Annotated in this window: 22 protein-coding genes, 1 tRNA gene and 1 pseudogene; 13 read left to right on the top strand and 11 right to left on the bottom strand. The window is 64.6% G+C overall.

Annotation, left to right across the window (positions count from 1 at the left end):
* Together FXB38_RS33120 and FXB38_RS33115 are read right to left on the bottom strand one after the other, a co-directional pair.
* The coding region (locus tag FXB38_RS33120) for a chemotaxis protein CheA (protein ID WP_148755169.1) at nt 1–1,467 on the bottom strand (1,467 nt) is incomplete at its 3' end.
* Between the two features lie 418 nt (nt 1,468–1,885).
* Entirely contained in the window at nt 1,886–2,335 is a 450-nt protein-coding gene (locus FXB38_RS33115) for a response regulator (protein WP_430640201.1), read from the bottom strand.
* 765 nt (nt 2,336–3,100) lie between these two features.
* Between FXB38_RS33115 and FXB38_RS33110 the strand changes: the two genes are divergently transcribed.
* From FXB38_RS33110 to FXB38_RS33100, 3 genes are all read left to right on the top strand, one after another.
* The gene (locus FXB38_RS33110; protein WP_187435307.1) at nt 3,101–3,796 is read left to right on the top strand and encodes a Crp/Fnr family transcriptional regulator; all 696 of its coding nucleotides are present in this window, start codon (nt 3,101–3,103) and stop codon (nt 3,794–3,796) included.
* A gap of 165 nt (nt 3,797–3,961) precedes the next feature.
* Entirely contained in the window at nt 3,962–4,357 is a 396-nt protein-coding gene (locus FXB38_RS33105; RefSeq protein WP_148755167.1) for an Hpt domain-containing protein, read from the top strand.
* A 97-nt stretch (nt 4,358–4,454) separates the two neighbouring features.
* Nucleotides 4,455–4,703 carry a hypothetical protein gene (locus tag FXB38_RS33100; RefSeq protein ID WP_148755166.1) on the top strand — a complete coding sequence of 83 codons (249 nt, stop codon included), beginning with the start codon at nt 4,455–4,457 and terminating at the stop codon, nt 4,701–4,703.
* Between the two features lie 40 nt (nt 4,704–4,743).
* Here the strand turns inward: FXB38_RS33100 and FXB38_RS33095 are convergent, their stop codons facing one another.
* On the bottom strand, nt 4,744–5,364 hold the full coding sequence (locus FXB38_RS33095; protein ID WP_148755165.1) for a helix-turn-helix domain-containing protein: 621 nt from the start codon (nt 5,362–5,364) through the stop codon (nt 4,744–4,746).
* A 341-nt stretch (nt 5,365–5,705) separates the two neighbouring features.
* Between FXB38_RS33095 and FXB38_RS33090 the strand changes: the two genes are divergently transcribed.
* The 3 genes from FXB38_RS33090 (at nt 5,706) to FXB38_RS33080 (ending at nt 9,190) form a co-directional block, all read left to right on the top strand.
* On the top strand, nt 5,706–6,869 hold the full coding sequence (locus tag FXB38_RS33090) for a hypothetical protein (RefSeq protein ID WP_148755164.1): 1,164 nt from the start codon (nt 5,706–5,708) through the stop codon (nt 6,867–6,869).
* Between the two features lie 395 nt (nt 6,870–7,264).
* Entirely contained in the window at nt 7,265–7,690 is a 426-nt protein-coding gene (locus tag FXB38_RS33085) for a hypothetical protein (protein WP_148755163.1), read from the top strand.
* Nucleotides 7,691–7,975: 285 nt separating this feature from the next.
* Nucleotides 7,976–9,190, top strand: coding sequence for an EAL domain-containing response regulator (locus tag FXB38_RS33080; protein ID WP_148755162.1), 1,215 nt, complete (start codon nt 7,976–7,978; stop codon nt 9,188–9,190).
* A 12-nt stretch (nt 9,191–9,202) separates the two neighbouring features.
* Here the strand turns inward: FXB38_RS33080 and FXB38_RS33075 are convergent, their stop codons facing one another.
* Nucleotides 9,203–10,063: a DMT family transporter gene (locus tag FXB38_RS33075; RefSeq protein ID WP_148755161.1), complete on the bottom strand. Its 861-nt coding sequence runs from the start codon at nt 10,061–10,063 to the stop codon at nt 9,203–9,205.
* 161 nt (nt 10,064–10,224) lie between these two features.
* Here FXB38_RS33075 and FXB38_RS33070 point away from each other — a divergent pair.
* A pseudogene (locus FXB38_RS33070) lies at nt 10,225–11,592 on the top strand (aminotransferase-like domain-containing protein).
* Here FXB38_RS33070 and FXB38_RS33065 read toward each other — a convergent pair.
* The gene (locus FXB38_RS33065) at nt 11,589–12,182 is read right to left on the bottom strand and encodes a GDYXXLXY domain-containing protein (RefSeq protein WP_148755160.1); all 594 of its coding nucleotides are present in this window, start codon (nt 12,180–12,182) and stop codon (nt 11,589–11,591) included. The pseudogene FXB38_RS33070 and the gene FXB38_RS33065 sit on opposite strands and share 4 nt — an antisense overlap.
* Nucleotides 12,179–13,450, bottom strand: a complete 1,272-nt coding sequence (locus FXB38_RS33060) for a DUF2157 domain-containing protein (protein ID WP_148755159.1) — start codon at nt 13,448–13,450, stop codon at nt 12,179–12,181. Before FXB38_RS33060 ends, FXB38_RS33065 begins: the two co-directional genes overlap by 4 nt.
* A gap of 331 nt (nt 13,451–13,781) precedes the next feature.
* On the opposite strand from FXB38_RS33060, the gene FXB38_RS43140 reads away from it, so the two are divergent.
* The gene (locus FXB38_RS43140; protein ID WP_187435306.1) at nt 13,782–13,943 is read left to right on the top strand and encodes a hypothetical protein; all 162 of its coding nucleotides are present in this window, start codon (nt 13,782–13,784) and stop codon (nt 13,941–13,943) included.
* Between the two features lie 82 nt (nt 13,944–14,025).
* Here FXB38_RS43140 and FXB38_RS33055 read toward each other — a convergent pair whose 3' ends face one another.
* Nucleotides 14,026–15,006, bottom strand: coding sequence for a Bug family tripartite tricarboxylate transporter substrate binding protein (locus FXB38_RS33055; RefSeq protein ID WP_210250973.1), 981 nt, complete (start codon nt 15,004–15,006; stop codon nt 14,026–14,028).
* 31 nt (nt 15,007–15,037) lie between these two features.
* Nucleotides 15,038–16,729, bottom strand: a complete 1,692-nt coding sequence (locus FXB38_RS33050; protein ID WP_148755157.1) for an FAD-dependent oxidoreductase — start codon at nt 16,727–16,729, stop codon at nt 15,038–15,040.
* A gap of 62 nt (nt 16,730–16,791) precedes the next feature.
* Here FXB38_RS33050 and FXB38_RS33045 point away from each other — a divergent pair, with 62 nt between their 5' ends.
* Nucleotides 16,792–17,691 (top strand): LysR family transcriptional regulator, encoded by a 900-nt coding sequence (locus FXB38_RS33045; RefSeq protein ID WP_148755156.1) that lies wholly within the window; start codon nt 16,792–16,794, stop codon nt 17,689–17,691.
* 2 nt (nt 17,692–17,693) lie between these two features.
* On the opposite strand, the gene FXB38_RS33040 is transcribed toward FXB38_RS33045, so the two are convergent.
* Nucleotides 17,694–17,783, bottom strand: a tRNA-Ser gene (locus FXB38_RS33040).
* Between the two features lie 200 nt (nt 17,784–17,983).
* Between FXB38_RS33040 and FXB38_RS33035 the strand changes: the two genes are divergently transcribed.
* Nucleotides 17,984–18,847, top strand: a complete 864-nt coding sequence (locus tag FXB38_RS33035; RefSeq protein WP_148755155.1) for an alpha/beta fold hydrolase — start codon at nt 17,984–17,986, stop codon at nt 18,845–18,847.
* A 430-nt stretch (nt 18,848–19,277) separates the two neighbouring features.
* Here FXB38_RS33035 and FXB38_RS33030 read toward each other — a convergent pair whose 3' ends face one another.
* Nucleotides 19,278–20,438 carry an ROK family protein gene (locus tag FXB38_RS33030; RefSeq protein ID WP_148755154.1) on the bottom strand — a complete coding sequence of 387 codons (1,161 nt, stop codon included), beginning with the start codon at nt 20,436–20,438 and terminating at the stop codon, nt 19,278–19,280.
* Between the two features lie 330 nt (nt 20,439–20,768).
* Here FXB38_RS33030 and rplU point away from each other — a divergent pair, with 330 nt between their 5' ends.
* The 3 genes from rplU (at nt 20,769) to FXB38_RS33015 (ending at nt 22,280) form a co-directional block, all read left to right on the top strand.
* Complete coding sequence (gene rplU / locus FXB38_RS33025) at nt 20,769–21,158, top strand: 50S ribosomal protein L21 (RefSeq protein ID WP_148755153.1); 390 nt, start codon at nt 20,769–20,771, stop codon at nt 21,156–21,158.
* 98 nt (nt 21,159–21,256) lie between these two features.
* Nucleotides 21,257–21,526, top strand: coding sequence for a 50S ribosomal protein L27 (rpmA, locus tag FXB38_RS33020; RefSeq protein ID WP_128962840.1), 270 nt, complete (start codon nt 21,257–21,259; stop codon nt 21,524–21,526).
* Nucleotides 21,527–21,686: 160 nt separating this feature from the next.
* Nucleotides 21,687–22,280, top strand: coding sequence for a GNAT family N-acetyltransferase (locus FXB38_RS33015; RefSeq protein ID WP_187435305.1), 594 nt, complete (start codon nt 21,687–21,689; stop codon nt 22,278–22,280).
* Nucleotides 22,281–22,314: 34 nt separating this feature from the next.
* Here FXB38_RS33015 and FXB38_RS33010 read toward each other — a convergent pair whose 3' ends face one another.
* Complete coding sequence (locus tag FXB38_RS33010; RefSeq protein ID WP_148755151.1) at nt 22,315–23,229, bottom strand: DMT family transporter; 915 nt, start codon at nt 23,227–23,229, stop codon at nt 22,315–22,317.
* Nucleotides 23,230–23,471: the final 242 nt, after the last annotated feature.

Raw genomic sequence — 23,471 nt, 5'->3', positions numbered from 1 at the left:
GGTGACGGAGGAGCCTTCGCCGGCGACCGACTTGATGTCGATGGTGCCGCCGATCTGGTCGATATTGGTGCGGACCACGTCCATGCCGACGCCGCGCCCCGACACCGAGGTGATGGCGGCCGCGGTCGAGAAGCCCGGGGCGAAGATGAACTTGTGGATCTGGGCTTCCGACATCTTCTCCAGCTCGGCCTCGGTGGCGAGACCTGAGGAGACGGCCTTGGCCTTGATCCTCTCGGTGTTGAGGCCGCGGCCGTTGTCGGCGATGCAGATGATGATGTGGCCGCCTTCATGGTAGGCGGAGAGCCGGATGGTGCCCTGCTCGCCCTTGCCGTTGGCGGTGCGCTCGGCGGGGGTCTCGAGGCCATGGTCGGCGGAGTTGCGCACCATGTGGGTGAGCGGGTCCTTGATCAGGTCGAGCACCTGGCGGTCGAGCTCGGTGTCGGCGCCGTGCATCTCCAGCTCGATCTGCTTGCCGAGCTCGCTCGAGAGATCGCGGACGATGCGGGGCAGCTTCTGCCAGGCATTGCCGATCGGCTGCATGCGCGTCTTCATGACGCCTTCCTGCAGCTCGGCGGTGACGTTGGACAGGCGCTGCAACGGCACCTTGAACTCGGTGTCCTCGTTGCGCCTTGAGATCTCGAGCAGCTGGTTGCGGGTCAGCACCAGCTCGGAGACCATGGTCATCAGATGCTCCAGCGTATCCACGTTGACGCGGATCGACTGGTTGGCGATGCGGTCGCCTTCGCTGGCGCCCTCGTCGGCCATCGACTTCTTCGGCGCGGCCTTCTCCCTGGGCGGCTTGGCAGCTTCCTTGGCAGCTTCCCTGGCAACAGGCGCGGGCGCCTCAGCGACGGGCGCGGCCTTGACCTCGACAACGGGCGCCGGCGCTTCGATCGCGGTCTCGCGGAAGGCGCGCTCGAGCTCGTCGAGCGACACTTCGCCCGGACGCAGCGGACGCTCCAGGGTCTGGTCGATCAGCGCGCCCGTGGTCAGCTCCTTGGCGGCAGTAGGCGCCGCGGCAATGGGGGCGTCCGGCACCAGCGGCGGCGCGTCAGCGACAGGAGCAGCAGCTCCCGCAGCCATTGCCGCCATGCCCTGCTCGACCATCGCTTCCAGCTTGTCGATGAGGTCGCGGTCGGTGCCTTCGGGCTCGGCTTCGGTCGCCTCCAGGCCGGCGAGGATCTCCTTGATGCGGTCGATCGAGGACAGGATCAGCGTCACCGCCGGCCCCGTCACCGGCATGCCGTCGCGGAACTTGCTCATCAGCGTCTCGCCGGCATGCGCCAGCGCTTCGAGCCGCGGCAGTCCGAGGAAGCCGCACGTACCCTTGATGGTGTGGACCAGGCGGAAGATGTTATCCAGGATCTTGGCGTTGTTCGGCTCCTGCTCGAACTTCACCAGCTGATTGTCCACGGTGTCCAGGCTCTCGCTGGTCTCCGTCAGAAACTCCCGTAACAGATCATCCATGAGCTACGCCTTGACTGAGCTGACCTCGACGCCTGCACCGCGCTTGGGATCGGCGGAAGTCCGCTCCTAGATCGTTAGACAACCCATTTCACGGTCCCGTTAATTTCATCCTCCGTGCTAATACGGATATTGAAGCGAAGTTTGCTGTTCGACCGCGCGAGGCTGCGGTTTTCGGCGAATCCCGCATGCGGCATCGGGCCGAAAGCGCAACAGGTAAACGCGCCGATAACAGCGCCGGGATAGGCGCAGAAAAATCCCGCCAGAATCGGGAGATATGCACGGACCGCGCGAATTGAAACAAATCACGCGCGACCGAAATCGCCTCTGCGACCGTCTATCGATGTTGTGCTGAAATCCGCAAGGATCGCGCTCGCGGTAAACGGATTCTTACCTCGCGAGCGTCGCGGACAATAACGCGCTAACCCAGCCGCGCAGCAGCGGCATGACGTTCGGCAAGACAGTCCTTGACGGCAGCGAGCAGCGCGTTCGGCGTGAACGGTTTGCGCAGGCAGCGCGCGGCGCCGAGCTCGAGCGCCATCCTCAGGAAGTCGGGCGCGGGCGAGTTCAGATCTGCAAAGGCGTAGCCGGACATCGCGATCAGCGGAATGGCGGGTGCATGGTCATGAAAGAACCGGATCGATTCGAAGCCGCGCATATGCGGCATGAAGATGTCGACGATCATCAGGTCGAACTGTTGATGCTCGAGCGCGCGAAGTCCCGCTTCTCCCCCGTCGGCAATCGTCACCCGAAAACCGTTTCGCTGGAGATAGATTTCGATGGCTATGCACACCATCGGGTCGTCGTCGACGACCAGAATATGGCGCGAGCTTTCTGTCGTCGTTCGAGTTTCTCGTTTCGGCGATTCAATAATTGCACCGTAGCGCACGCCGTTCTCCTCTCGCTTGCATTGAAATGGTGATGTCCGCGCGCACAGTCGAACTTGTGCAGCACGCGAACAGGAAGAACGCGAGATCTGCGGCCAGGTCACGCAATGGCGCGAGGCAATTGCTGACGGCTGAAAAGAATCGACGAGGGAGAAAGGTGGTGCGGAGCAGCTGGCAACCGATGAACATGCGGATGCAATGCCTGCCGTCGATTGCCCGTTTCCGGCTCATGAAGGCCCCCTTGCCACTCATTCCCGGTTGATGACGCAGGACTGGCTCGCCGGGCGCACGCACGAATCAGCGCGCAGTTCTCATTTCCGCCGAAAATGCGGCAGGCTGTCTGCCCTTCAACGGGTATATAGACATCAACACAACCAATAAGATATATCTATTTGGCGCGCAGCCAAGCGGACCAGCGCCCAACCAATTGCTGCGAATGCTCGATGCTGCCGACTTCGCTCTGTTGCGCTCTCATCTCAATCGCGACTGAATTGGTCAGAAAGACTGTCTTGGGTGAAGGCGTAGCGCTGCGACACGCCTACTCGAAATCATCGATCGGCGGGCACGGAGGCGACCTCGGCTGCATGCAGCGTGCACATCAAGCGGGTATCAAGGCGATGGGCGCAGCTGTGAACAACGAACCAATTGCCAATATATCCCGCCGCGAACATGATGGAACTTGCCGAGGACAGCGAATGCGGGGGCGGGCGTTCCTCCGGCGGAGGAGACGGGAGGCAGATTTGGAAACGATGGTACGCCCATCCAACGGTTTCCTATCAGCACTGTCGGCAGACGATTATGAATCGATCCGTGCACATCTGCGCACAGTCGATCTGCCGCATGATGCGGTGCTGGTCGAAACCGGCGAGACGCTCAAGCGCGCCTATTTCCCGCACCGCGGCGTGATCTCGTTGGTCGTGAAACTTGCCAAGGGCGAGCATGTCCAGGTGGCCATGATCGGCCGTGACAGCCTGCTCGGGACACTCTCGACCATGGGCGATGCCTGCGCGCTGAACACGGCGGTCGTGCTGGTTCCCGGCGTCGCATCGGTGATGGACCTCGATCGGCTGCGCATGGCGGCCGAACAGAGCTCCACCCTGCGGACGCTGCTGACGCGCCACGGGCTCGCGGTCTACGCGCAGGTGCAGCAGACCGCGGGCTGCAACGCAGCGCATCCGGTGGAGGCGCGGCTGTCGCGCTGCCTGCTGCACACCCATGATTTGTCGGGCGACTACCGGCTGCTGCTGACCCAGGAGGCCATGGCGCAGATGATCGGGGCGCGGCGCAACAGCGTGTCGCTGGTCGCCAATACCTTGCAGCAGGCCAATTTCATCCACTACAGCCGCGGACACATCCAGATCCTCAATCTGGAGGGGCTGCGCCAGACGGCGTGCGAATGCTACGCCACGGTCAAGGCCCAGTACGACCGGCTGCTCGGGCCCTGACGGGCGCGCGGCACATGGTCAAGCAGGTGCTTGCGGCGCATGGTAAAGCAAGTGCTTAACGCCGCTTGCAAACACAGCCTATCTGGTGACCAGAACCGAAATCGGGATAGCGTAGATGTCCCGGACGCCTCGCACCGCGACGCGCATCACGGGGACCGGGACACCATGTTCGACGCCGCTTTCGCGCCCGCGCAGGGCGCGCTCCCTACCGCGCCCCTGCGCGAGCTTGAACCGCTGCGCGAGCCTGGCGCGTTCATCGTGCTCGTGCGCGAGATCGGCGAGGACGGCGCCTGTGAAGTGCGCGCGGTGTTCTGGAGCGAGACGAGCGCGCGGCTCAAGCTGTTTCATACGCTCGCGCTCGGCCAGCATCGTGGCCGGATCACGCGCGAGGCGCATTCGCTGAAGAGCACGGCCAGGACGTTCGGCTATCTCAGGCTCGCGGCGCTGGCGCTGCGGCTCGAGAGCACCGCCGGCACCCTGGACGACGCCGAATTCAGCGATCTACGGCAGCAGATGGATGAGGCTTTCACCGCCGCGAAGGCGCAGGAACCGCAGGACTGACCATCGCCGCCTGCACCCGCCGTACTTATACGGTTTGCAATTTTCACAGATGACTAATCATAGGTGGCGATAGTCGCCGGAAACCAGGAGGGTTTCCATGTTCACCTATGAGACTGCGGACCAGAAAGAGGTCCGTCGCTTCCGCATCGCGCAGTTCAACGGCCGGATGGCCACGGTGAAGGCGGGCGAGTCCACGGTGACGGGTTTTGTCCGCTCGGTGCTGGAGCAGGATTCGACCATCCCGCCGCGCTGGACCATCACCATCATCCCAAGTGCCCCGAAGGAAGAGCCGAAGGCGCGGCGGTCCAATTCGCGCGTGCGCCCCTTCGCCGAGGATTATTTTTAGGCGCGACCGCGCCGCTACCAGGCGGCGCCAGACGACGGCCTCAATCGATCGAATGCAGCAGCGCCGCGCGGACAAGGTCCGCGGTGTTGCGCGCGCCGAGCTTGCGCATCGCTTCGGCCCGATGGCTCTCGAAGGTGCGCGGGCTGATCTGCATCCGCAGCGCCCCCTGCTTGTTCGAAAATCCCTCGCTGATCAGCCGCAGCACTTCACGCTCGCGCTTGGTCAGCCGCTTGCCCGACAGGCTCGATAATTCGGAGCCCGCCTCGCGCGGCGCCGGCAGCACGCGGCCGGCCCTCGACTCGGCATCCTCGGTTGTGGACGGCGCAGGCAACGCGCCCTTGTGAGAGCCGGCGAGCTGCTTGACCAGGCCGCAGACGCGCTCGGTCTGCGCCAGTGCGTTCTCCACCACCTGCTGCAAATAGGCACGGTCCGCCGAGACGGGCGCGAGCTGGTCGCTGTGGTGCTTGATCTCGCCCATGTAGAGCAGGAGCGCGGTCAGGGGACCGTTGAGCTCGCGGGCGATGGCCGCGGCCATCTCGTCGGCCGCCTTGGCGCGGGCGGCATTCAGCCGGACGAAATCGAGCTCTTCGGTCGGAGCAGTGCTGCTTTCGAACCATTCCGACGGCCGCGAATCAGCAACCGTATCGTTCTGTGACCCCATGTGACTTGTGTAGCGGAACCCGGGGCGGTCTGTGGTTAACTTTTTTCTCCGTAAGACTACGGCGATTTCGTCGCTTCTGTGCTGAAAAGGCGACGCAGGCACAATTTATGCTTGCAGACTGGGATATTTGACCATGTCAGGGTTGATAAACCTGCCTAAATCATGAGCAGAGCGCCGGGGGCATCCTCAACGATCGCGACTCGCTTGCCCGCGGCGCCCCGGATTTTACGGATAAATTAACGGCGGCCTGCTTCTCTTTGTCACAATTGAGAGCGCGCAAATGCCTCCATGCACTGGGCCGCCGGCAGGCCTGCTGGAATCGTTGCGAGAGATTGCGTGCCATGGACGAGGTCGACCAGCTTTCGGAGTTCCTGCAGAAGCTGACGCCGTTGTCGCGCAGCTGTCTGCTGAGCGAACTCGAGCGGCTCGAATCGTGCGGCATCGACATGCCGGGATCGGCCGGCGTGCAGGCAAAACTGCGCGCCGAGTTCCGCAAGGACGGATCGAACCAGGCGCGCGCCACCAATCCTTCGCGCTACTTCTTCGCGCCGCTCGAGCTGCTCCTGATCGACGGCGCGCCCGAGCACGCCAATGCGGGACGGATCTCGCGCAACACGCTCACCCCGATCTGGGAATGGATCTGCCGCGACCTGCTGCCGACCATGGCGCGCGACTACGTCAAGGCGATCAACGACCAGGTCACCGCCAACAATCCCAAGGAAGTGCTGAAGATCGCGACGACCTTTCAGTTCAAGGTCGTCAAGGTGCTCGAGAACACGCTCGCCTCGGCCGAGAGCACAGAGTTCGCGCGCGGCAAGCTCGCGCAATACACGGCTTCGCGCACCGCCTTCAACGACGTGAAGAAGATGCAGCAGGTGCTGCGCGCCGGCGACGCACTGCCGAAGTTCAACGCGAAGCTGCCCGAGACCATCACGAAATTCGACGACGGCCAGGTCGCCCAGATCACCGCGCGGCTCGACGCGTTCAAGAAGGTCAATCCCAATGCGCTGCCTTTTGCACTGGCGCTGGTGGCGAGGCGCCTGAAGACATTCTGGCAGCTCGCATACCTTGCGACCAATGCGGCCGCGAGCAAGAGCGCCGCCGACATTGCAGCGGCGCCCTATGCTTGCGTCGTTCCCATGGTGCTCGACCGGCTCGACGACAAGCGCCTCGCCCTGCGGATCGCACTTCGCCACAACCGTTTCCTCGTCGCGCGCGACCTGCTCACCGAAATCTACGAGGCCGAACACGCGCTCAAGCTTCGCATCGACGGCATCGAGCAGAGCGAATGGGGCGCCCGGCTTCAGCAACTGATGGATGCGATCGCGGCGCTGGTGTCGGCCGAGGTCAGCCGCTTCCCCGCCAATGTCGGTCACATCCTCGGATCGCGCCGGCTGCGCAGCCAGGAAACGCTGGGCGGCAAGCTGAGCTATCTGGCCTGGAAGGGCCGCGACGCCGTGCAGGACGGCGCGGCGGCGCTTCGCAAATTGATCGGGGCGACTTAGAGCATGATCCGGAAAAATGTGAAGCGGTTTTCCGACAAGATCATGCTCAAACAGAAAATGTCTCCCCGCTATTCGGGCGCGTGCGGCAGGCACAGGAAGCGATCGAGAAATCGCCCTGACATCACGAACCTGAACCACCAATAGATCAATCGCCGCGTCGTCATAGCTGCAATCCCTGACAGCCCACCACCGGCTAGGTGGACCAATAGCGCAGGTGCAGCAAGACGCATGTGAGGTGCTTCACACTTGTCGGCCCGGTGCCTGCGCGAGTTGTCGCATGACTGACACGCGCGGCGGGGGAACATGCGCGCATCGCGCGAAAATGAATTCGTGGACTGAACGTATCGCTCCTATTCTCCGATGCATCGCATGCTGCATTGGGAAGGAGATAGGCGATGAGATCAATCCGACTGGTGTTGATGGTGACGGCGTGGCTGACGGGCGCATGCGCGCTCACACCGGCGACGATGGCGCAGACGGCACCGCCCTCCGGCAACGCCGCGCCGACCGCCGACAATGCCGTGCTGCTCACCGTCTTCTTCAAGCACGACCAGTCGCGTCCGCTCAGTGAGCTGAACGCGCAGCTCGACAGGCAAGGCTTCCGCAAAGCCTTTCCACCGGCGGGCGTGGAGGTCGTGAGCTGGTACGTGATGATGGGGATCGGCCAGGTGGTCACGCTGCGGCTGCCGGCCTCGCGGCTGCGCGAGGTCAACCGCATCATCGAGGACACCGCCTGGGGGCCGTACCGCACCGAATTCTATCCGACCTATGACTACGAGGCCGTCGGCGTGGCCGAGCACGAAAAGGCGACGGCCAACTGATACCGGCGTTATTGATTTGGGCGAAGCGCGCGCAGCTTCGTCCAATTGCAGGACACCGGCTGCGCTCACGTGCGGTCGGCGTCCTCTTGGAAATCTCAGCGATTGCCGCGCCGCTGCGCGCAAAACGCCGGCGAAAGTGAAATCTTCTCGAAGATAATCCGGACAATTTTACATATGATGGCGGCTTTAACGTTACCCGGATAATTCGACAATCGACTGAAGCTCTCCATATTTGAATCCGCTCATATCGGTAACACCACCGTCACGAAACGGGAGTGGTGTGCGATGAGTGATGGGATCAGTGAAGTCGCCGAGCGGAGGCCTAAGACCTTCGGACGGCGAAAGGTGACGCCGCGCGCCTGCGTGGCCGACGGCAAGCGCCATCTGCGCGCCTTCCTGAGCGACGTGCTCGAGGATCTCGGCTTCGTCACCAGCGAATGCGGCAGCGCGGACGAGTTGCAAACGGTGCTCGCCAGCGAATTGCCGGACCTGATCCTGTTCGGCGTCGCCGCTGATGGCATCGAGCCGGGAAAATTTCTGGAGACGCTGGTGCGCGAGGCCTTTGCCGGCAAGGTGGTAGCGGTCGGCGCCCGCGAGTCGATCATCCTGAAGGCGGTACAGCAGGTCGGCGAGGAATATGGACTTGCGATGCTGCCGCCGCTCACAACGCCCTTTGCCGCGGAGACGCTGCGCGAGCGCGTGGCGATGCTGCTGCCCGAGGAGCCGGCACCGAGCCCGGCCGTGCATGTCGGCGAGGCCCTGCATGCGGGCTGGCTCGAGCTCTGGTACCAGTCGAAAATCGACGCGCGCTCGCTGGTCCGCTGCGGCGCCGAGGCGCTGGTGCGGATGCGGCATCCGACCTGGGGTGTGGTGCCGCCGGCCTATTTCATTCCCGAGGCCCATGATCCGCATTTCCGCGCCCTCTCGGAGTTCGTGATCGAGCGCGCGCTGCAGGACTGGCACTATCTCCTGGAGCGGCAGAGCGCAGTCGATCTGTCGATCAACCTGCCTGCGCCCTACCTGAGGGAGCCGCAGGCCGTGCGCGATCTCTGCCGCCGCGTGCCGACGCATCCGGCCTTCGGCGGACTGACAGTCGAGATCGCCAGCGAAGAGGCGATCCACGACATCGAATTCCTCACCGAAGCTGCGCGCGAAATGCGCTTCCACAATATCGGCCTGTCGATCGACAATCTCGGCGCCAACTGGCCGGAGCTGATGGGCCTGGACAATATCCCCTTCATCAACCTGAAGGCCGACCGGCAATTCATCACCGGCTGCGGCAATGATCGCCTGAAGCGGACGGTGTGCCGTCATATCGTCGAGCTCGCGCAGAGTTACGGTGTGCGCACGGCCGCCGAAGGAATCGAAAGCCGAGCCGACCTGGTGGCCGCCAACGAGCTCGGTTTCGACCTCGTGCAGGGCTATCTGTTCGGCAAGCCGATGCCATTGAAGAAATTTGCAAGAAGCGCGCTGACGCGGACGGTGATGGGGCAAGAGTGAAGCGCGAGGGCCTCAGGCATATCGTCGCGCGAAGAACACGCAGACGACGACGAGCGCGGTCGCGGCGACCATGCTCCAGGCGACTGGCTCGTGCAGCAGGAAGCCTGCGAGCGCCAGGCCGAAGAAGGGCTGCAGCTGCTGCAACTGGCCGACGCGAGCGATGCCGCCGATCGCTAGCCCGCGATACCAGAAGATGAATCCGACGAACATGCTGAAGATCGAGACATAAGCGAGCCCGATCCAGGCCGACGCACCGACGTCGCTCCATGTCGACGGCCAGGTCCAGACCATGACGGGCAGCATCAGCGGCAGCGCCAACAGCAACGCCCAGGAGATGACCTGCCAGCCGCCAATCCGGCGCGACAGCGCGGCACCCTCGGCGTAGCCGAGCCCGCAGAGCACGATCGCGGCCACCATCAGGAGATCGCCGGCGACTGATGCGGTGCCGTCATTCGAGAGGGCAAAGCCTGCCACCGTGGCGCTGCCGAGAATTGCGAACAGCCAGAACAGCGGCTGCGGCCGCTCGCCGCCACGCAGCACGGCGAAGATCGCGGTCGACAGCGGCAGCAGGCCGATGAAGACGATCGAGTGCGCCGAGGTGATGTGCTGGAGCGCCAGCGCCGTCAGCAAGGGGAAGCCGACCACGACGCCGATGGAGACGATGGTCAACGAGGCGAGATCCCGGCGCGCCGGCCACGCCTGGCGCAGCAAGCCGAGTACGGCCGCACCGATCAGCGCCGCGATGATTGCCCGCGCCGACGTCAGGAACAGCGCGGAGAAGCAGCCGACCGCGACGCGCGTCGCCGGCAGCGAGCCGCTGAAGATGATGACGCCGAGAAGCCCGTTGCCCCAGCCGCTGCCCGCAGATTGCATGTCCGTCCCACTTTTTGAGTTGCCATCTTCGGCCTTCGGCGGTGGCGAGACCAGTGACAATCCAGTACAATCCGGCCAATCTGTATTGGTGTGGAAGGCAGTACACCTTGGACATCGAAGCGCGAACGAAGGGGCGCGGCGGCACCCGGACCATAGACGTGATGAGCGCGATCCGCGCCAAGATCGCCGGACGCGCGCTTGGTGCCGGCGACCGCCTGCCGGCGATCCGCAGCCTTGCCGCCACGATGCGCGTCTCGCCGTCCACAGTGGTGGAAGCCTATGATCGCCTCGCAGCCGAAGGCCTGATCCGCGCGCGCCGCGGGGCGGGCTTCTATGTGTCGCCGATGGTCACGCCGCCGCTCGCATTGACCGAGGTCGAGCCGCGCCGCGATCGGGCGGTCGATCCGTTCTGGGTCTCCAGGCAATCGCTCGACGCCGATGCGGCCGTGCCAAAACCCGGTTGCGGCTGGCTGCCGCCGGAGTGGATGCCGGAAGCAGCGTTGCGGCGCGCCGCCCGCGCGCTTGCCCGCACCGACGCGAGCGTGCTGACCAATTACGGCTCGACATCCGGCTCGCTTGCGCTGCGCCGGCTGCTTCTCGCGCGCCTCGCCGAGGACGAGATCGAGGTCTCGATCGGCCAGCTGATGCTGACGGGTTCGGGCACGCAGGCAACCGACCTGATTTGCCGCTTCCTGCTTCGTCCCGGCGACACCGTGCTGGTCGATGATCCCTGCTACTTCAATTTTCGTGCGCTGCTGCGCGCGCATCAGGCGAACATCGTCAGCGTGCCCTACACGCCGTCGGGCCCTGATGTCGCGCGCTTCGAACAGATTCTTAGCGGCGAACGGCCACGGCTCTACATCACCAATTCAGCGCTGCACAATCCGACCGGCGCGACGCTTTCCCTCCAGACCGCGCACCGGCTGTTGACCGCGGCCGCCGCGCATGACCTCACCATCATCGAGGACGACATTTTTGGCGACTTCGAGCCGGAGCGATCGCCGCGCCTTGCCGCGCTGGATGGCCTGAACCGCGTCATCCGCATCGGCAGCTTCTCCAAGACGCTCTCGGCCTCGGTTCGCTGCGGCTAAATCGCCGCGCGTGCCGACTGGGTCGAGCATCTCGTCGACCTCCAGGTCGCCATCAGCTTTGGCGGCCCGAGCCCGGTCGCGACCGAGATCATCACAAAGGTGCTGGCCGGCGGCAGTTATCGCAAGCACATGGACGAGCTCAGGCAAAAGCTCACGCGCACCCGACGCGACGTCGCGCGAAAACTCGGGGCATTGGGGATCGAGCCCTGGCTGATGCCGCGCGGCGGCTTCTTCCTGTGGTGCCACCTCGCCGACGGGCATGATGCCACCGCCGTTGCACGCGCCGCGCTCGAAGAGGACGTGGTGCTCGCGCCCGGCAACGTGTTCAGCGTGTCGCAATCGGCGTCGAATTCCATGCGCTTCAACGTGGCGCATATGAGCGATCCGCGGATCTGGGACGTGCTGCGGCGAGCGCTGGGCGCGCAGCCTAACCGCTAGTACCACGGCTCCTCATAGACCGGCTGGCCATCGAGCAGCAGCCGCTTGATCGCGGCGCGGCCTGAGGGCAGCACGGCGGCGACGACGCGCAGCTTTTGCTGGTTGCGGGCCTGCTCGAGCGTCTTGCCCTCGCCTTCCGGCACGAAATAGCTTTCGAGGCCGTATCTGATCTGCAGCTTGTCGCAGAGGGTGCGGCCACTCGAACCGCAGGAATAAACCACGCGGCCGCGGATCAGCACTTCGGGCGCCGCGACCGTCACAGGCGCGGCATGCACGGAAACCGCCTGATAGAGGCCGTTGGCATCAGGTGCGAGCTTGACGAACACGATCGGGTTACGCTCGGCGGTCGGTTGGCCGGCGAGCGCACCTGCCGGCACCTGCGAGATGTCGTAGCCGAGCACGACATAGTCGCCGCGCAGGAGATCGCGCGGATCGAGCGGCCGGGTCTGCAAGGTCACCTCGCGGCCTTCGCGCAGGATTTTCACGCGGTCGGCGACCATCAGAACCAGCAGCGCGCATTGCAGCAGGATGGCGGCACCGAACAGCACGGGCTTCGGGATACGGTGCCAGAGCGCGGTGAGCCTGATCATCGTTCAGCCCTCGGCAGCGCGCGATTGAGCGCGGTTGCGAAGACGACGGCGACGACGCCCGCCACTGCCAGGAAGGCCGAGCGGCGCAGCAGCGAGCCCTTCACCGCCCAGGTGATCGCGGCGATGACGCCGGCGATGCCGAGCCAGCCGGCGACGATCCGCGGACGCACATCGTCGAGCACGCCGGAGACGACGAGGCACAGCATGGCGCAGAGCAGCGCGGCATAAGCGAACCAGGGCTCGCCAGCCGCGGATGCCGGCCAGACCGGCGCGGCGATCAGCACGAGCCCGATCGCGCAGGCCGCGAGGATTTCGCCGACACGCTTGGTCACGCCGGCGGATGCGAGCGCGAGCACCACACCCGCGACGCCGCACATGATCGCCCACGATGGTTGGGCCGCGGTCGTGCTTGTCCGAAGGCGGAAGAGATCGTCGACCGTTGTCACCTCCAGGAAGGCGACGACGGCCAGCGCGAACGCGCCATAGATCGCCAGGACGGATCCAAGCCCGCGCGCCCGCGGCAATGGCACGGCGGCGATCGCGAGCCCGGCGCCGAACAGCAGGGCCGCGCCGTTCGCCAGCACGAAGGACGGCTGGACACCTTCGAAGTCGAAGCGCAGCGACGTCGCGATCCACCACGGCAGCACCGCGATCGCGACGAGATGGGCAGCGACCCGGGAATGCCACGCGAGCGCGATAGCGGCGGCGATCAGCCAGACCACCACGAATTGAAGGTGAAGGGCGTCCGGCGCATCATAGGCGCGCATGCAGGTCCAGATGCAGGCGGCCGCGAGCCCGACCGCAAGCGCGCCGCGCGAGCCGGTCAGCAGCGCCGCGGCAAATGCGCCGATCGACCACAACAGCATGCCGCCGGCAAAATCATCGCCGAGATGATACATCTGGCCGACCAGCGCGATGCCTGCGCCGTAGATGATCGCGCCGATGCTCGAACAGAGGTCGGCGAGAACAATGCGGCCGCTCGCCACGAACCACGCCCCGAGGCCGCCGGCGACGATCATGCCGGCAAGCAGGATCGCGAACCGCAACAGTCGCGCGATCTCGGTCCAATGCGCCGCGACGAAGGCAAGGAAGGCGGCCGCGATCAACAGGCCCCCGACGATGGCAACGATCACCGCGATGTTGATGCCCGGCGACAGCGGCGGCAGCGCACCACGAATGGAGGCGGCGGCCGCCGGCGCAATCACGCCATCGGCTTCCCATTGCGCGAGATCAGCTTCGAGCCGTTGCCGATAGGTCTTGTCGAACATCGTGGTGGATCACCTGACGGCTGGCCTGCGGCTGGCTCCCTGCCGGCCGCGGGATGTTGGTCGAATCGCGCCGGCGGCAGGTTCAACCTATCACCGCACCGAGGGGGAGTTCCCAGCCTGACAACAAAAATGTCGAAAACAACCCCATGCACAGTAGACGGCGGCTGCCGGCGCGAGGCGCGCTGCTGCTGGCGAAGCATCTGAGGCGGTGGACGAAATTTGGAGAGTGGCGCACGCCGGGTGGTGGAGGGTCGGAATCGACACTGGCGCGAGTTGTTGGCGACACTGCCGGCAGGTTTCCAGTCACACTTTCGGAGGTCGGCAGAGATAAGTGGCGACCGCAGCGTCGGCGATTTCGGATGACCTCGCGCGGCGTTTGACACGTCGGGCAAAACAGGAGCACGATGTCATCATTGCAAAGCGCCTGATCGGCACTGACGCTGTTGAGCTCATCGAAGCGGACGCGGCTGGGCGGCGCTTCCAGTTCGTGTGACACGCTACCTAGTTCAGGCGCGCTCATGGTCGGGCGCGCCGCGCAATTTTGTGCATTGTCAACGTAACTCGAAACGGCAGCGCTAGTTCGCCTTGATGCCGGCCTCGCTGATCAGCTTGCCCCATTTCGCGCTTTCGCTCTGAATGAAGCGGCCAAACTCTTCCGGGGACGTCGGGGCGGGCTCTGCGCCGAGGGTCTGGATCCTCCCGGCCACCGATGGGTCCTTCAGGGCTTTTACGAAGGCCTCATTCAGTCTGACGACGATGTCCGGAGGCGTGCCTGAAGGAGCGACCAGCCCGAACCAGCCGACGGATTCGAAGCCCGCAATGCCGCTCTCGGCGAGCGTCGGCACGTCGGGCAGGGACGGAACACGGCGTGCCGAAGACACGCCGATTGCGTTGAGCTTGCCGTCGAGAATCAATTGCATCGACGCAGGAATGTCCAGCACCGCGAAGGGCACATGGCCTGCGAGAACGTCGACCGACGCCGGCGCCGTGCCGCGATACGGGACCAGCTCCATGTCGATCCCGGTCTTCTGCGTGAATAGCGCGGCCGTCAAATGCATCGCCGTCGAATTGCCGCCATGGCCGATCGACAGCGCGCCGGGCTTCGCCTTGGCGAGTGCGATCGCCTCCGCAACGTTGTGCGCGGGAATGTCGGCCGACGAGACCAGCACGAACGGAATTTCCGCAAGCAGCGTGATCGGCGCGAGATCCTTCGGATCGAACGGCATCGACGAATTGAGGTGCGGATTCACCGTCAGCGCGCCCGCCGGCGCGACGCCGAGCGTGTAGCCGTCGGGCTTGGCCTGCGCGACAGCCGCCATGCCGATATTGCCCCCGGCCCCGGCGCGATTCTCGATCACCAGGCTCTGCCTGAGCTCGGCGGTGACGAGCGGCTCGAGCGCGCGGATGACGGTGTCGGCACTGCCGCCGGGCGGGAAGGTCACGATGATCTTGATCAACTGCTCCGGATAGGCCGCGTCGACTGCCTGTAGCGGCAACGCGGCGAGAACCGCACCCGACAGCACGGCCAGAATGCGGCGCCTTGCAACGTGAAACACGCTCTCCTCCCTGGTCTCTTTTATGAATTGCTTACGCCGCCACGCCGGTGAGACGCGCCAACAATGCTTGTGGATCTTCAGGCGTCGCCTGCCCGCGCCAGGCGATGTGCTGGTCGGGCCGCACCAGCACGAGCTTCTCGGCATAGGCGCCGTTGGCCTCGTCCGGCGCGATGTCGATCAGTGTGAGCGGAACGCCACGCGCTTCTGCGGCGGACTGCAATCGTGCCACATCGATCGCCGGATCGAACCGCAAGAGATTGTAGCCCGTACCGAATGCGTCGTAGAGTGATCGCCCGTCGCGCAGGAAAACGTGCGGCGCGCGTGCGCCCGGCACGGTGGAGGGGGTGAAGCTGCCCATCGCGTAAACCGGCGGGGTCTCGCCATCATAAGCGATGATCGGCGAGGTGTCGTAGTAATAGCCGAAGTTCAATCCGGCGCAGCAATATTGCTGCACGTTGAGATCATAGGCTGCTTTGGCCAGTGCCGCGCGCGCCGCGTGGCCCCGCGGCGTGTGGTCCTCGATCTCCGCCGATACGCCGCCGCGCTGCGCCATCATCTTCATCGCGTGGTCCATCGCAAAGCGCGACACCTGGTCGGTGATGGGCTGGCGCTCTGCCTCGTAGGCGTCGAGCATCGCAGCGGACGCCCAGCCGTTCAGATGCGCCGCCAATTGCCAGCAGAGATCGACGGCGTCGGCGATGCCGGCGTTCATGCCATAGCCCGCATAGGGCATCCACAGATGCGCGGCGTCGCCGCAGATGAATACCCTGCGGTCGCGGAAGCGATTGGCCACCAGCCGGCGCCCGACCCAGTCTTCCTTGCTGACAATCTTGTATTCGAAACGCTCGTCGACGCCGAGAATGGCGCGGATCGACCAGTCGCGATCGACCGAGTCGAACTCGGGCTCGTCGGGCCTGAGGTGGTTGTGGATCAGCCAGCGGTCGTGACCGTCGATCGCCACCGTCGTGCCCGAGCGTCGCGGGTTGAGCGACAGCACCATCCAGGCCGGCTTGTGCGCCCCCATCAACTCCTTCAGTTGCGGCGCTTCGATAAAGGTCGATTGTACGCGCTGAATCACCGGCGTTCCGGACAGGCTTGCTCCAATCGCTTTGCGAACCAACGAGCGGCTGCCGTCGCACCCGATGATAAAACTGGCTTCGATTCGAAGCGTCTCTCCGCTGTCGAGATTGCGCGCACGCGCAACCGCGTGGTCATCGTCCTGCTCGATCTCAGTGATTTCCGTGCGCGCCAGAATAGTGATGCCCGCCTGGGCGGCGGCGTGGCTGAACAGGATCGGCTCGAGATAGACTTGATTGATCCGGTGCGGCGGCTCCGGCGTCGGCCACCAGGTGTCGGGGCCGCCGGTCGCGCTGTAGCGGCGCGCGCGGGAAGGAATGTCGATACGGCAGAGCTCGATGCCGGTCGCCGTGGTCCGGTAGGAGCAATCGTTCGGGAAGTCCGCGGGCAGGCCCGCATCGCGCAGCTTTGTCGCCATGCCGAGCCTCCGGAACACTTCCATCGAGCGCGCCGACACGTGATTGCATTTGACGTTGGGCGGATCACCGGCATGGCGGATCTCGGCGACGACGACGTCGATGCCGCGCGAGGCCAGATCCATCGCCGCGGTCAATCCGACCGGGCCGGCACCCACGATCAGGACCTGTGTCCTCACGGTCTGTCTCCATCCCAAGGCCGCGAACTTTGCCGCTTGCGCAGCATGCATTTTATTGCAGGCTCGGTTATAAGATTAGCCGGAAAGAACTCATCAATTCATGAGCTTTGCCTATGAACGTCACCCTGCGGCAGCTGCGGGCCTTTACCGGCGTGTATCGTACGCGCAGCATCACGCGGGCGGCGCGCGAGCTGGGAATCACGCAATCCGCCGCAAGCCTCCTGATCCAGCAGCTCGAGGTCCAGCTCGGCGTCAGGTTGTTTGACCGCTCCACGCGCTCCGTGCAGCCGACGCCGGCGGCCGACGAGGCCTATCAATCCGCCGAACGGATGCTGAGCGATGCGCTCGGCCTGTCACGACGCATGCGCGACCTCGCGCAGGCGCGCGCCGGCCGCGTTGCGTTTCTGGCGTCGGCCGGCGCGGCCTCGGCGCTGCTGCCGCCGGTGCTGGCAAAATTCCGCGCAGGCTTTCCTGACATCGAGATCGACATGCGCGACATGGCGGCCGACGATCTCGTTCCACGCATGATGTCGACGGACGCGGAATTCGCGATCGGCAGCGTGGAAGGTGAATTGCCTGAGATGACGATCGAGACCCTGACCCGCGGCAGGCTGAGTGCGATCGGCCGGCGCACAGCCGACTTCGCCGCGCAGCCGTCGCTGACATGGGACGAGTTGGCCGAGCGGCCGACAATCGCGATGCGGCGCGAGACGCGCATCCGCATGCAAATCGATCTGGCGCTGAGCGCGCAGGGCAAGCGGCTCACGCCCACCCATGAAGTCGCGCTGATCAACACCGCGCTCGCCATGACGGCTCAGGGGCTGGGACTTGCCATTCTTCCCGCCACGATGCTGCCGGCCGATCAGTTTCCGACCCTGATCGCAAGGCCTCTGGTGCGGCCGGCCATCACGCGACCGGTGTCGCTGCTGCAGCGGCAGGGCCGATCGCTGTCGCCGGCGGCGCAGGCGTTCGTGGCGACGGTACGGACGGTGCTAGCGGGGCGGGTTTCTTGAATTGGCGGAGAGGGAGGGATTCGAACCCCCGATAGGCTTGCACCTATGCCGCATTTCGAGTGCGGTGCATTCAACCACTCTGCCACCTCTCCTGAAGGCGCCATGGTAGGAGCAGGGCCCCTGTGGTTGGGGGCGTTAATAGGCGAGGATGGCGGGCCAGACAAGGCGCGAAAGGGGAAAATCCGCTGCCTCTTTCAGCCCCGCACCAGCTCAATTCTTGCTTGACGCGTTTTCTTGACGCGAACCGGCGTCCACTTCGCTTGAAAACGCTCTTGTCCCGGGAGGAACTGCCATGGAGCACCTGACGATCTCCGCCAATGGCGCCGAATTCCATGTGGTGCGCGCTGGAACGGGCAAACCGCTGCTTTTGCTGCATGGTTGGCCGGAATTCTGGCTGACCTGGGAGCCGGTGATCTCAAGGCTTTCGGACCGTTTCACGCTGATCGCGCCCGATCTGCGCGGCTTCGGCGACAGCGACAAGCCGGACGGGGTTTTCGGGCCGGACGGCCATGCGGCCGATATGCTCGCGCTGATGGACGGGCTCGGCATCGCGCGATTTGGCGTGGTCGGCCATGATGTCGGCGGCGCGGTGATGCAGCCGCTCGGCCGCCAGGCGCCGGAGCGGCTGGCCGGGCTATTTCTGTTCGATTTCGTCTATCCCGGCATCGGGCCGCGGATGGCCGCGCCTGAAAGGCTCAACCACATCTGGTATCAATCTTTCCACCAGATGGAGATGGCACCTCGGCTCGTCGGCGCGAGCCGCGAGAACTGCCGGCTCTATATCGCGCACTTCCTCAAAAATTGGGCCCATCGCAAGGATGCGTTCGACGACGTGCTCGACAGCTTCGGCGACAATTTCTTCAAAGACGGCAATCTCGCCGGCGGCTTTGCGCATTATCGGGCGTCGCATGCCGGCCGCATCGCGATGATGAAGGGCGAAGCGCCGCAGCTACCGCCGATCGACGTGCCGACCTGCGTGCGCTGGGCCGAGCACGATCCGCTGTTTCCCTATGCCTGGACCGACCGGCTGGGAGAGACGTTTGCCGAGCTCGATCTGGCGATGTTTCCGGGCGTCGGGCACTTTCCGCATCGCGAGGATCCGGATCGCGCGGCGGCGGAAATCGCGGCGTTCTTTCAGCGGATCGGCTGGAGCTGAAGGGCAGGGGCAGCTGAAGCGGGGGCTGGTCGAACGGGCGATCGCATACGGCATTTTGTACGAGCTGAGTGCGCGCCTCGTCCTTCGAGACGACCGCTTCGCGGTCTCCTCAGGATGAGGCTAAGCGGCATCGGTGCCCGTTGAAACTGCTGCCTCACACCTGGTCCTCATCCTGAGGGCCCGCCAACGGCGGGCGTCTCGAAGGATGGCCACTGGGAAATCGTTCGGGCGCGAGTCCGGTCCGATCCCATCATGCTCTAAGAGAACGGGTGGGACCGCCAGACGCGGTAAACACTGGCGGTCCCGTGCCGCTCATCGAAATGCTGGCCAGGAAGGGCGGCTTCGCAGGCCTGCGTGAGGCGACGATTCGACCCTAGCGTGCAGATGCTCCGCCGCAACGCAATCCGTCCCTTAACCTAACCAGTCAAGGTTACTCCTTGTCGGCCTTCTGGTCGTTCTTGTTGTTTTGCTTGCCCTTTTTCTTGCCGTTCTCGGTAGTATCCCGGTCCTTGTCCTTGCCGTTGCCGCCGTCCTTGTGGCGGTTGGTAAAGCGCGCATTGCCAAGGCCGGTGCCGATGGTGAGCACGCCCCAGCGATCGACATCCTGCATGAACGGCACTTCCGAGAGGCCCTGAACCACGCCGTCATTGTGCATCAGGATCGCGGTGTCGTGCTCGCCGATCTGCGGAATGGCTTCGATCAGGCTCGCCGGCAGGTTGAACTTGCTGCTCTCCCAATTGCCCGGCAGGTTCTGCGCGCCCTTCTCGATCGAGCCGTCCGGGTTGATGACGCCGGGACAGGCGATGCCAATGAAGGGCGCGAGCTTGAAGCCGTCTGCCTCGGCCTCGGTGATCAGCCCCTTCAGCATCTTGGCGAGCCGCTTCACCGCGCCCTCGCGCGTCGGCTCGTCGTCGGCGTGACGCCACAGCTCGGACTTCGCGACCTTGGCCTTCGACAGGTCCCTGGCCTTCTTCCAGCCGGTTTCCACCAGGCCGCAGCGGATGTTGGTGCCGCCGATATCGACCGCGAGGATGCTGTCATGCGCCTCGAGAATCCAGGATGGCGCCAGATGCAGCGCGCCGATCATGCCGGCCTCGTCGGGATGGGCGCGGATCGGCATCACGTCGATCTTGAAATCCTCGGATTTCAGGATGATTTGCGTGCGCGCGATCGCGAGCTCGCCGAGCCGGGAGTCGCGAAAACCGCCGCCGACCACGATGCGCTCGGTCCTGGCCCATGCCTTGGTCTTGAGGAAGCGCCGCGTGACATAGGCGAGCTCCTGGGCGAATTCCTCGATTGCGCTGTGCACGATCGCAGACGCCTCGGTGTCGTCGCCGACCAGGATCGCATCCAGGGTCTTCTTGCTGATCTGGTCCGAGGGCTCCTTGCCGAACGGGTCCTCGCCGGATTTGCGCAGCGGCTTGCGCCAGCGGTCGAGCATCTCCCGGAACGCGCCCTTGCTGGCGCGGTCGCCGAGGAAGCCGTCCTCGTCCTTCAGCTCGACGTTGAGGCTGTCGATATCGACCGACGGCAGCCGGACCGCGCCGTGCTGCGCGATGCCCGTGGTCGCGACCAATTCGTCCGTTGCCATGGAAGGCCCTTGCCCGTGTCCGGATTCGCGGAGACAACGGCGCGGGAACCCGTTGGTTGCAGGGCCGGCGGCAGATTTGGACGCGCGGTGGATTGGCACCAAATCCCTCTAATCCGGGCCTTTTCGGCTGCTTTTCCTTGACTCCCTTGGGATGGCGGCTATAAGTCCCACAACCGGCGCGGGGCGTTTCTCGCGCCGCCTGTTTTTGCGTGGGTTTTCAAAGGGATAACTCCCGCCCGCACAAAACGCGCATAAACCCATAGCGACTGACAAAAAGCCGGCCCCGACAATATGTCGCGAGGCCGGGATTGAACACGAAGGAAAACAACGATGTTCGCAGTCATCAAAACCGGCGGCCGGCAGTACCGCGTCGTTCCGGATGATGTCCTGGAAGTAGGCAAGATCGAAGGCGAAGTCGGCACGATCGTGCAGCTGAGCGAAGTTCTTATGGTCGGCGGCGACACGCCGGTGCTGGGTCTGCCCACGGTGGCCGGTGCGACCGTGGCCGTCGAGGTGCTCGACCACAAGCGCGGGCCGAAGGTCATCGCGTTCAAGAAGCGCCGCCGCAAGAATTCGCGCCGCAAGCGTGGCTATCGCGACGAGATCACGGTTCTCCGCATCTCCGAGATCCTGACGGACGGCGCCAAGCCCACCAAGGGCCCGCGTCCGAAGCGGGAAAAGGTGGCGAAGGAAGCCGACAAGGAAGCCGACGCCGCATAAAATCGATCACGCCAATTCACGAATTGATGCGTGAGAGATTTTGAAATGATTCCGTCAAGGAATTGACCTAGACATACGCAGGATTTCGGAGACGAGCCATGGCTCACAAAAAAGCAGGCGGTTCATCGCGCAACGGTCGCGATTCAAAGGGTAAGCGACTCGGCGTCAAGGTGTTCGGCGGGGAGCACGTGATTCCCGGCAACATCATCGCGCGTCAGCGCGGCACCACCTGGCATCCAGGCCTTAATGTCGGCATGGGCACGGACCACACCCTGTTCGCCAAGATCGAGGGTCGCGTTGAATTCCAGGCCAAAGCCAACGGCCGCACCTTCGTAGCGGTACTCCCGCTCGCAGAGGCTGCTGAATAGACGGTGGATCTCATTTGGAGTCCGCCGGGTCCTTGACCGAACCGGCGGAGCTCCAGAGATCGATAGAGATCGAAGGCTCCGGGGGGAGGCAGGGAAACCGGCCTCCCCCTTTTCGTTTGACGAGCTCACTTTTCACTTAGTGACTTTGACGGAGCCGGACATGTTGCAGGATTTCTCGAGCGTGACCTTGCGGGAGGCGAGACCTGGTGTCGTCGCCACCGAACGGCTGACCTTGCGGCGGCCGACACTCGCCGACGTCAGGACCATCGCCCGCCTCGCCAACGACCGCCGCGTCGCGGAAAACACCCGCCGCCTCCCCCATCCCTATTCGCAGGACGATGCCGTCGCATTCGTCCGCGCCACCGCCGCACTCGGCAGCGAGACCGTGTTCCTGATCGAGTACGACACCACGCCGGTCGGCATGGTCGGTATCGACCGCTCCACGCCCGACAATGCCGAGCTCGGCTACTGGCTCGGCGTCGAGCATTGGGGCCGGGGCTTTGCCACCGAGGCCGCGCGCGGCGCCATCGACTTCTTCTTCGAGGAGTTCGAGGACGATCACCTCTATTCAGGTGCGCGCGTCACCAACCCGGCCTCGCGCAACGTGCTGGAGAAGTGCGGCTTCCAGTGGAGCGGCGTGCAGCTGCATCGTTTCCTGGCGCTGGGCTCGTCGACGCCGGTCGACTGCTTCCGCCTCTCGCGCGGGGTGTGGTCGTCGTTGAAGAGCTGGAGCAGCGCGCGGCGCATGAGGTAGGCGGGGCGCTTACCCTCCAGGGGAGGGTAAGGGACTAGGCCGGCGGAGTAACATCTCCGCCGGCGCGGCCGAGATCCCGCTCGCGCAGATAGATGTAGAAGCCGGCGCCGATGATGATCACGGCGCCGACGATGGTGGCGACCGACGGGACATCGCCGAACACGACGAAGCCGAAGATCACCGCCCAGACGATCATCGAATATTGGTAGGGCACCACCACGCTCGCCGGCGCGAGCTTCAGCGAGCGGTTGACGCAGAATAGTGCGGTGACCGAGATGCATCCGGCCAGCGCGAAGAACACGAGGCTGCCCGGCGTCGGCGGCACCCAGTGGAATGCCGACAGCACAGCGCCCAGCGAAAACGTCCCGATGAACTGCGAGGACGCCATCACGATGTCGGGCGTCTTGCGCAGGCTGCGGGTGATCAGCATCAGGGTTGCAAACGACAGGCTGCCGCCGAGCGCGATCAGCGCCGGCAGGCTCACGGTCTGCGCCGATGGCCGCAGCGCAATCAGCACGCCGCAAAAGCCGATCAGGATCGCGGTCCAGCGCCGCCAGCCGACCTTCTCGCCCAGAAAGATCGCCGACATCGCGGTGACGAAGATGGGGCCGGCAAGATAATAGGTGATGACGTCGGCGAGCGGCAGATAGACGGTGGCGAGGAAGAACGCCGCGACCTCCAGCGTCGACAGCACCACGCGAAACAGCTGCAGGCGCGGCCGCTCCAGCTGCAGGAACTGATGACGCTGCCGCCAGATCAGCGGCGACAGCAGCAGCAGCGCCGCGCAGGCGCGCAGGAACAGCAGCTGCCCCACCGAATACGTCCCGACCAGGAACTTGCCCATGGCGTCGCCGAACGAGAACATGAAGATCGACAGCACCATGAGGGCGATGCCTGCGAGGCGCGCCGAGCGGTCGTCATAGGCGGAGAGATTCTTGAAGAAGGGCATTGACGAGTTTGCTTCGAGAACTCGGGGGAGAGAGCATCGGGAATCGGCAAGTGGTGTCGCTTGGGGCTGTTTTAATGACGTGGGCGACGGGGACAAGCCCGCCACCTCAAATTGAACGGATTGTCGCACTCCCCGATCCGGCGCGGGCCGGCTGGTTAAGCAAGGGGCCAGATTCGCCGAAATTCGGCCGATTTGCGGGTAAGCCCGGGTTGCCGCGCGGGACCGGCTGGCCTACCTATGGC

The organism is Bradyrhizobium cytisi, from assembly GCF_008123515.1.
GTDB classification, from domain to species: Bacteria; Pseudomonadota; Alphaproteobacteria; order Rhizobiales; family Xanthobacteraceae; genus Bradyrhizobium; species Bradyrhizobium cytisi.
The sequence above is the reverse complement of the archived record's forward strand: the minus strand, read 5'-3'. Positions and strand labels throughout refer to the sequence as shown.

What these genes read in the sequence shown, in the direction of transcription:
- FXB38_RS33110 (WP_187435307.1), top strand. Translation starts at nt 3,101, where the DNA reads ATGGTACGCCCATCCAACGGTTTCCTATCAGCACTGTCGGCAGACGAT.
- FXB38_RS33105 (WP_148755167.1), top strand. Translation starts at nt 3,962, where the DNA reads ATGTTCGACGCCGCTTTCGCGCCCGCGCAGGGCGCGCTCCCTACCGCG.
- FXB38_RS33100 (WP_148755166.1), top strand. Translation starts at nt 4,455, where the DNA reads ATGTTCACCTATGAGACTGCGGACCAGAAAGAGGTCCGTCGCTTCCGC.
- FXB38_RS33095 (WP_148755165.1), bottom strand. Translation starts at nt 5,364, where the DNA reads ATGGGGTCACAGAACGATACGGTTGCTGATTCGCGGCCGTCGGAATGG.
- FXB38_RS33090 (WP_148755164.1), top strand. Translation starts at nt 5,706, where the DNA reads ATGGACGAGGTCGACCAGCTTTCGGAGTTCCTGCAGAAGCTGACGCCG.
- FXB38_RS33085 (WP_148755163.1), top strand. Translation starts at nt 7,265, where the DNA reads ATGAGATCAATCCGACTGGTGTTGATGGTGACGGCGTGGCTGACGGGC.
- FXB38_RS33080 (WP_148755162.1), top strand. Translation starts at nt 7,976, where the DNA reads ATGAGTGATGGGATCAGTGAAGTCGCCGAGCGGAGGCCTAAGACCTTC.
- FXB38_RS33075 (WP_148755161.1), bottom strand. Translation starts at nt 10,063, where the DNA reads ATGCAATCTGCGGGCAGCGGCTGGGGCAACGGGCTTCTCGGCGTCATC.
- FXB38_RS33065 (WP_148755160.1), bottom strand. Translation starts at nt 12,182, where the DNA reads ATGATCAGGCTCACCGCGCTCTGGCACCGTATCCCGAAGCCCGTGCTG.
- FXB38_RS33060 (WP_148755159.1), bottom strand. Translation starts at nt 13,450, where the DNA reads ATGTTCGACAAGACCTATCGGCAACGGCTCGAAGCTGATCTCGCGCAA.
- FXB38_RS33050 (WP_148755157.1), bottom strand. Translation starts at nt 16,729, where the DNA reads ATGCATGCTGCGCAAGCGGCAAAGTTCGCGGCCTTGGGATGGAGACAG.
- FXB38_RS33045 (WP_148755156.1), top strand. Translation starts at nt 16,792, where the DNA reads ATGAACGTCACCCTGCGGCAGCTGCGGGCCTTTACCGGCGTGTATCGT.
- FXB38_RS33035 (WP_148755155.1), top strand. Translation starts at nt 17,984, where the DNA reads ATGGAGCACCTGACGATCTCCGCCAATGGCGCCGAATTCCATGTGGTG.
- FXB38_RS33030 (WP_148755154.1), bottom strand. Translation starts at nt 20,438, where the DNA reads ATGGCAACGGACGAATTGGTCGCGACCACGGGCATCGCGCAGCACGGC.
- rplU (WP_148755153.1), top strand. Translation starts at nt 20,769, where the DNA reads ATGTTCGCAGTCATCAAAACCGGCGGCCGGCAGTACCGCGTCGTTCCG.
- rpmA (WP_128962840.1), top strand. Translation starts at nt 21,257, where the DNA reads ATGGCTCACAAAAAAGCAGGCGGTTCATCGCGCAACGGTCGCGATTCA.
- FXB38_RS33015 (WP_187435305.1), top strand. Translation starts at nt 21,687, where the DNA reads ATGTTGCAGGATTTCTCGAGCGTGACCTTGCGGGAGGCGAGACCTGGT.
- FXB38_RS33010 (WP_148755151.1), bottom strand. Translation starts at nt 23,229, where the DNA reads ATGCCCTTCTTCAAGAATCTCTCCGCCTATGACGACCGCTCGGCGCGC.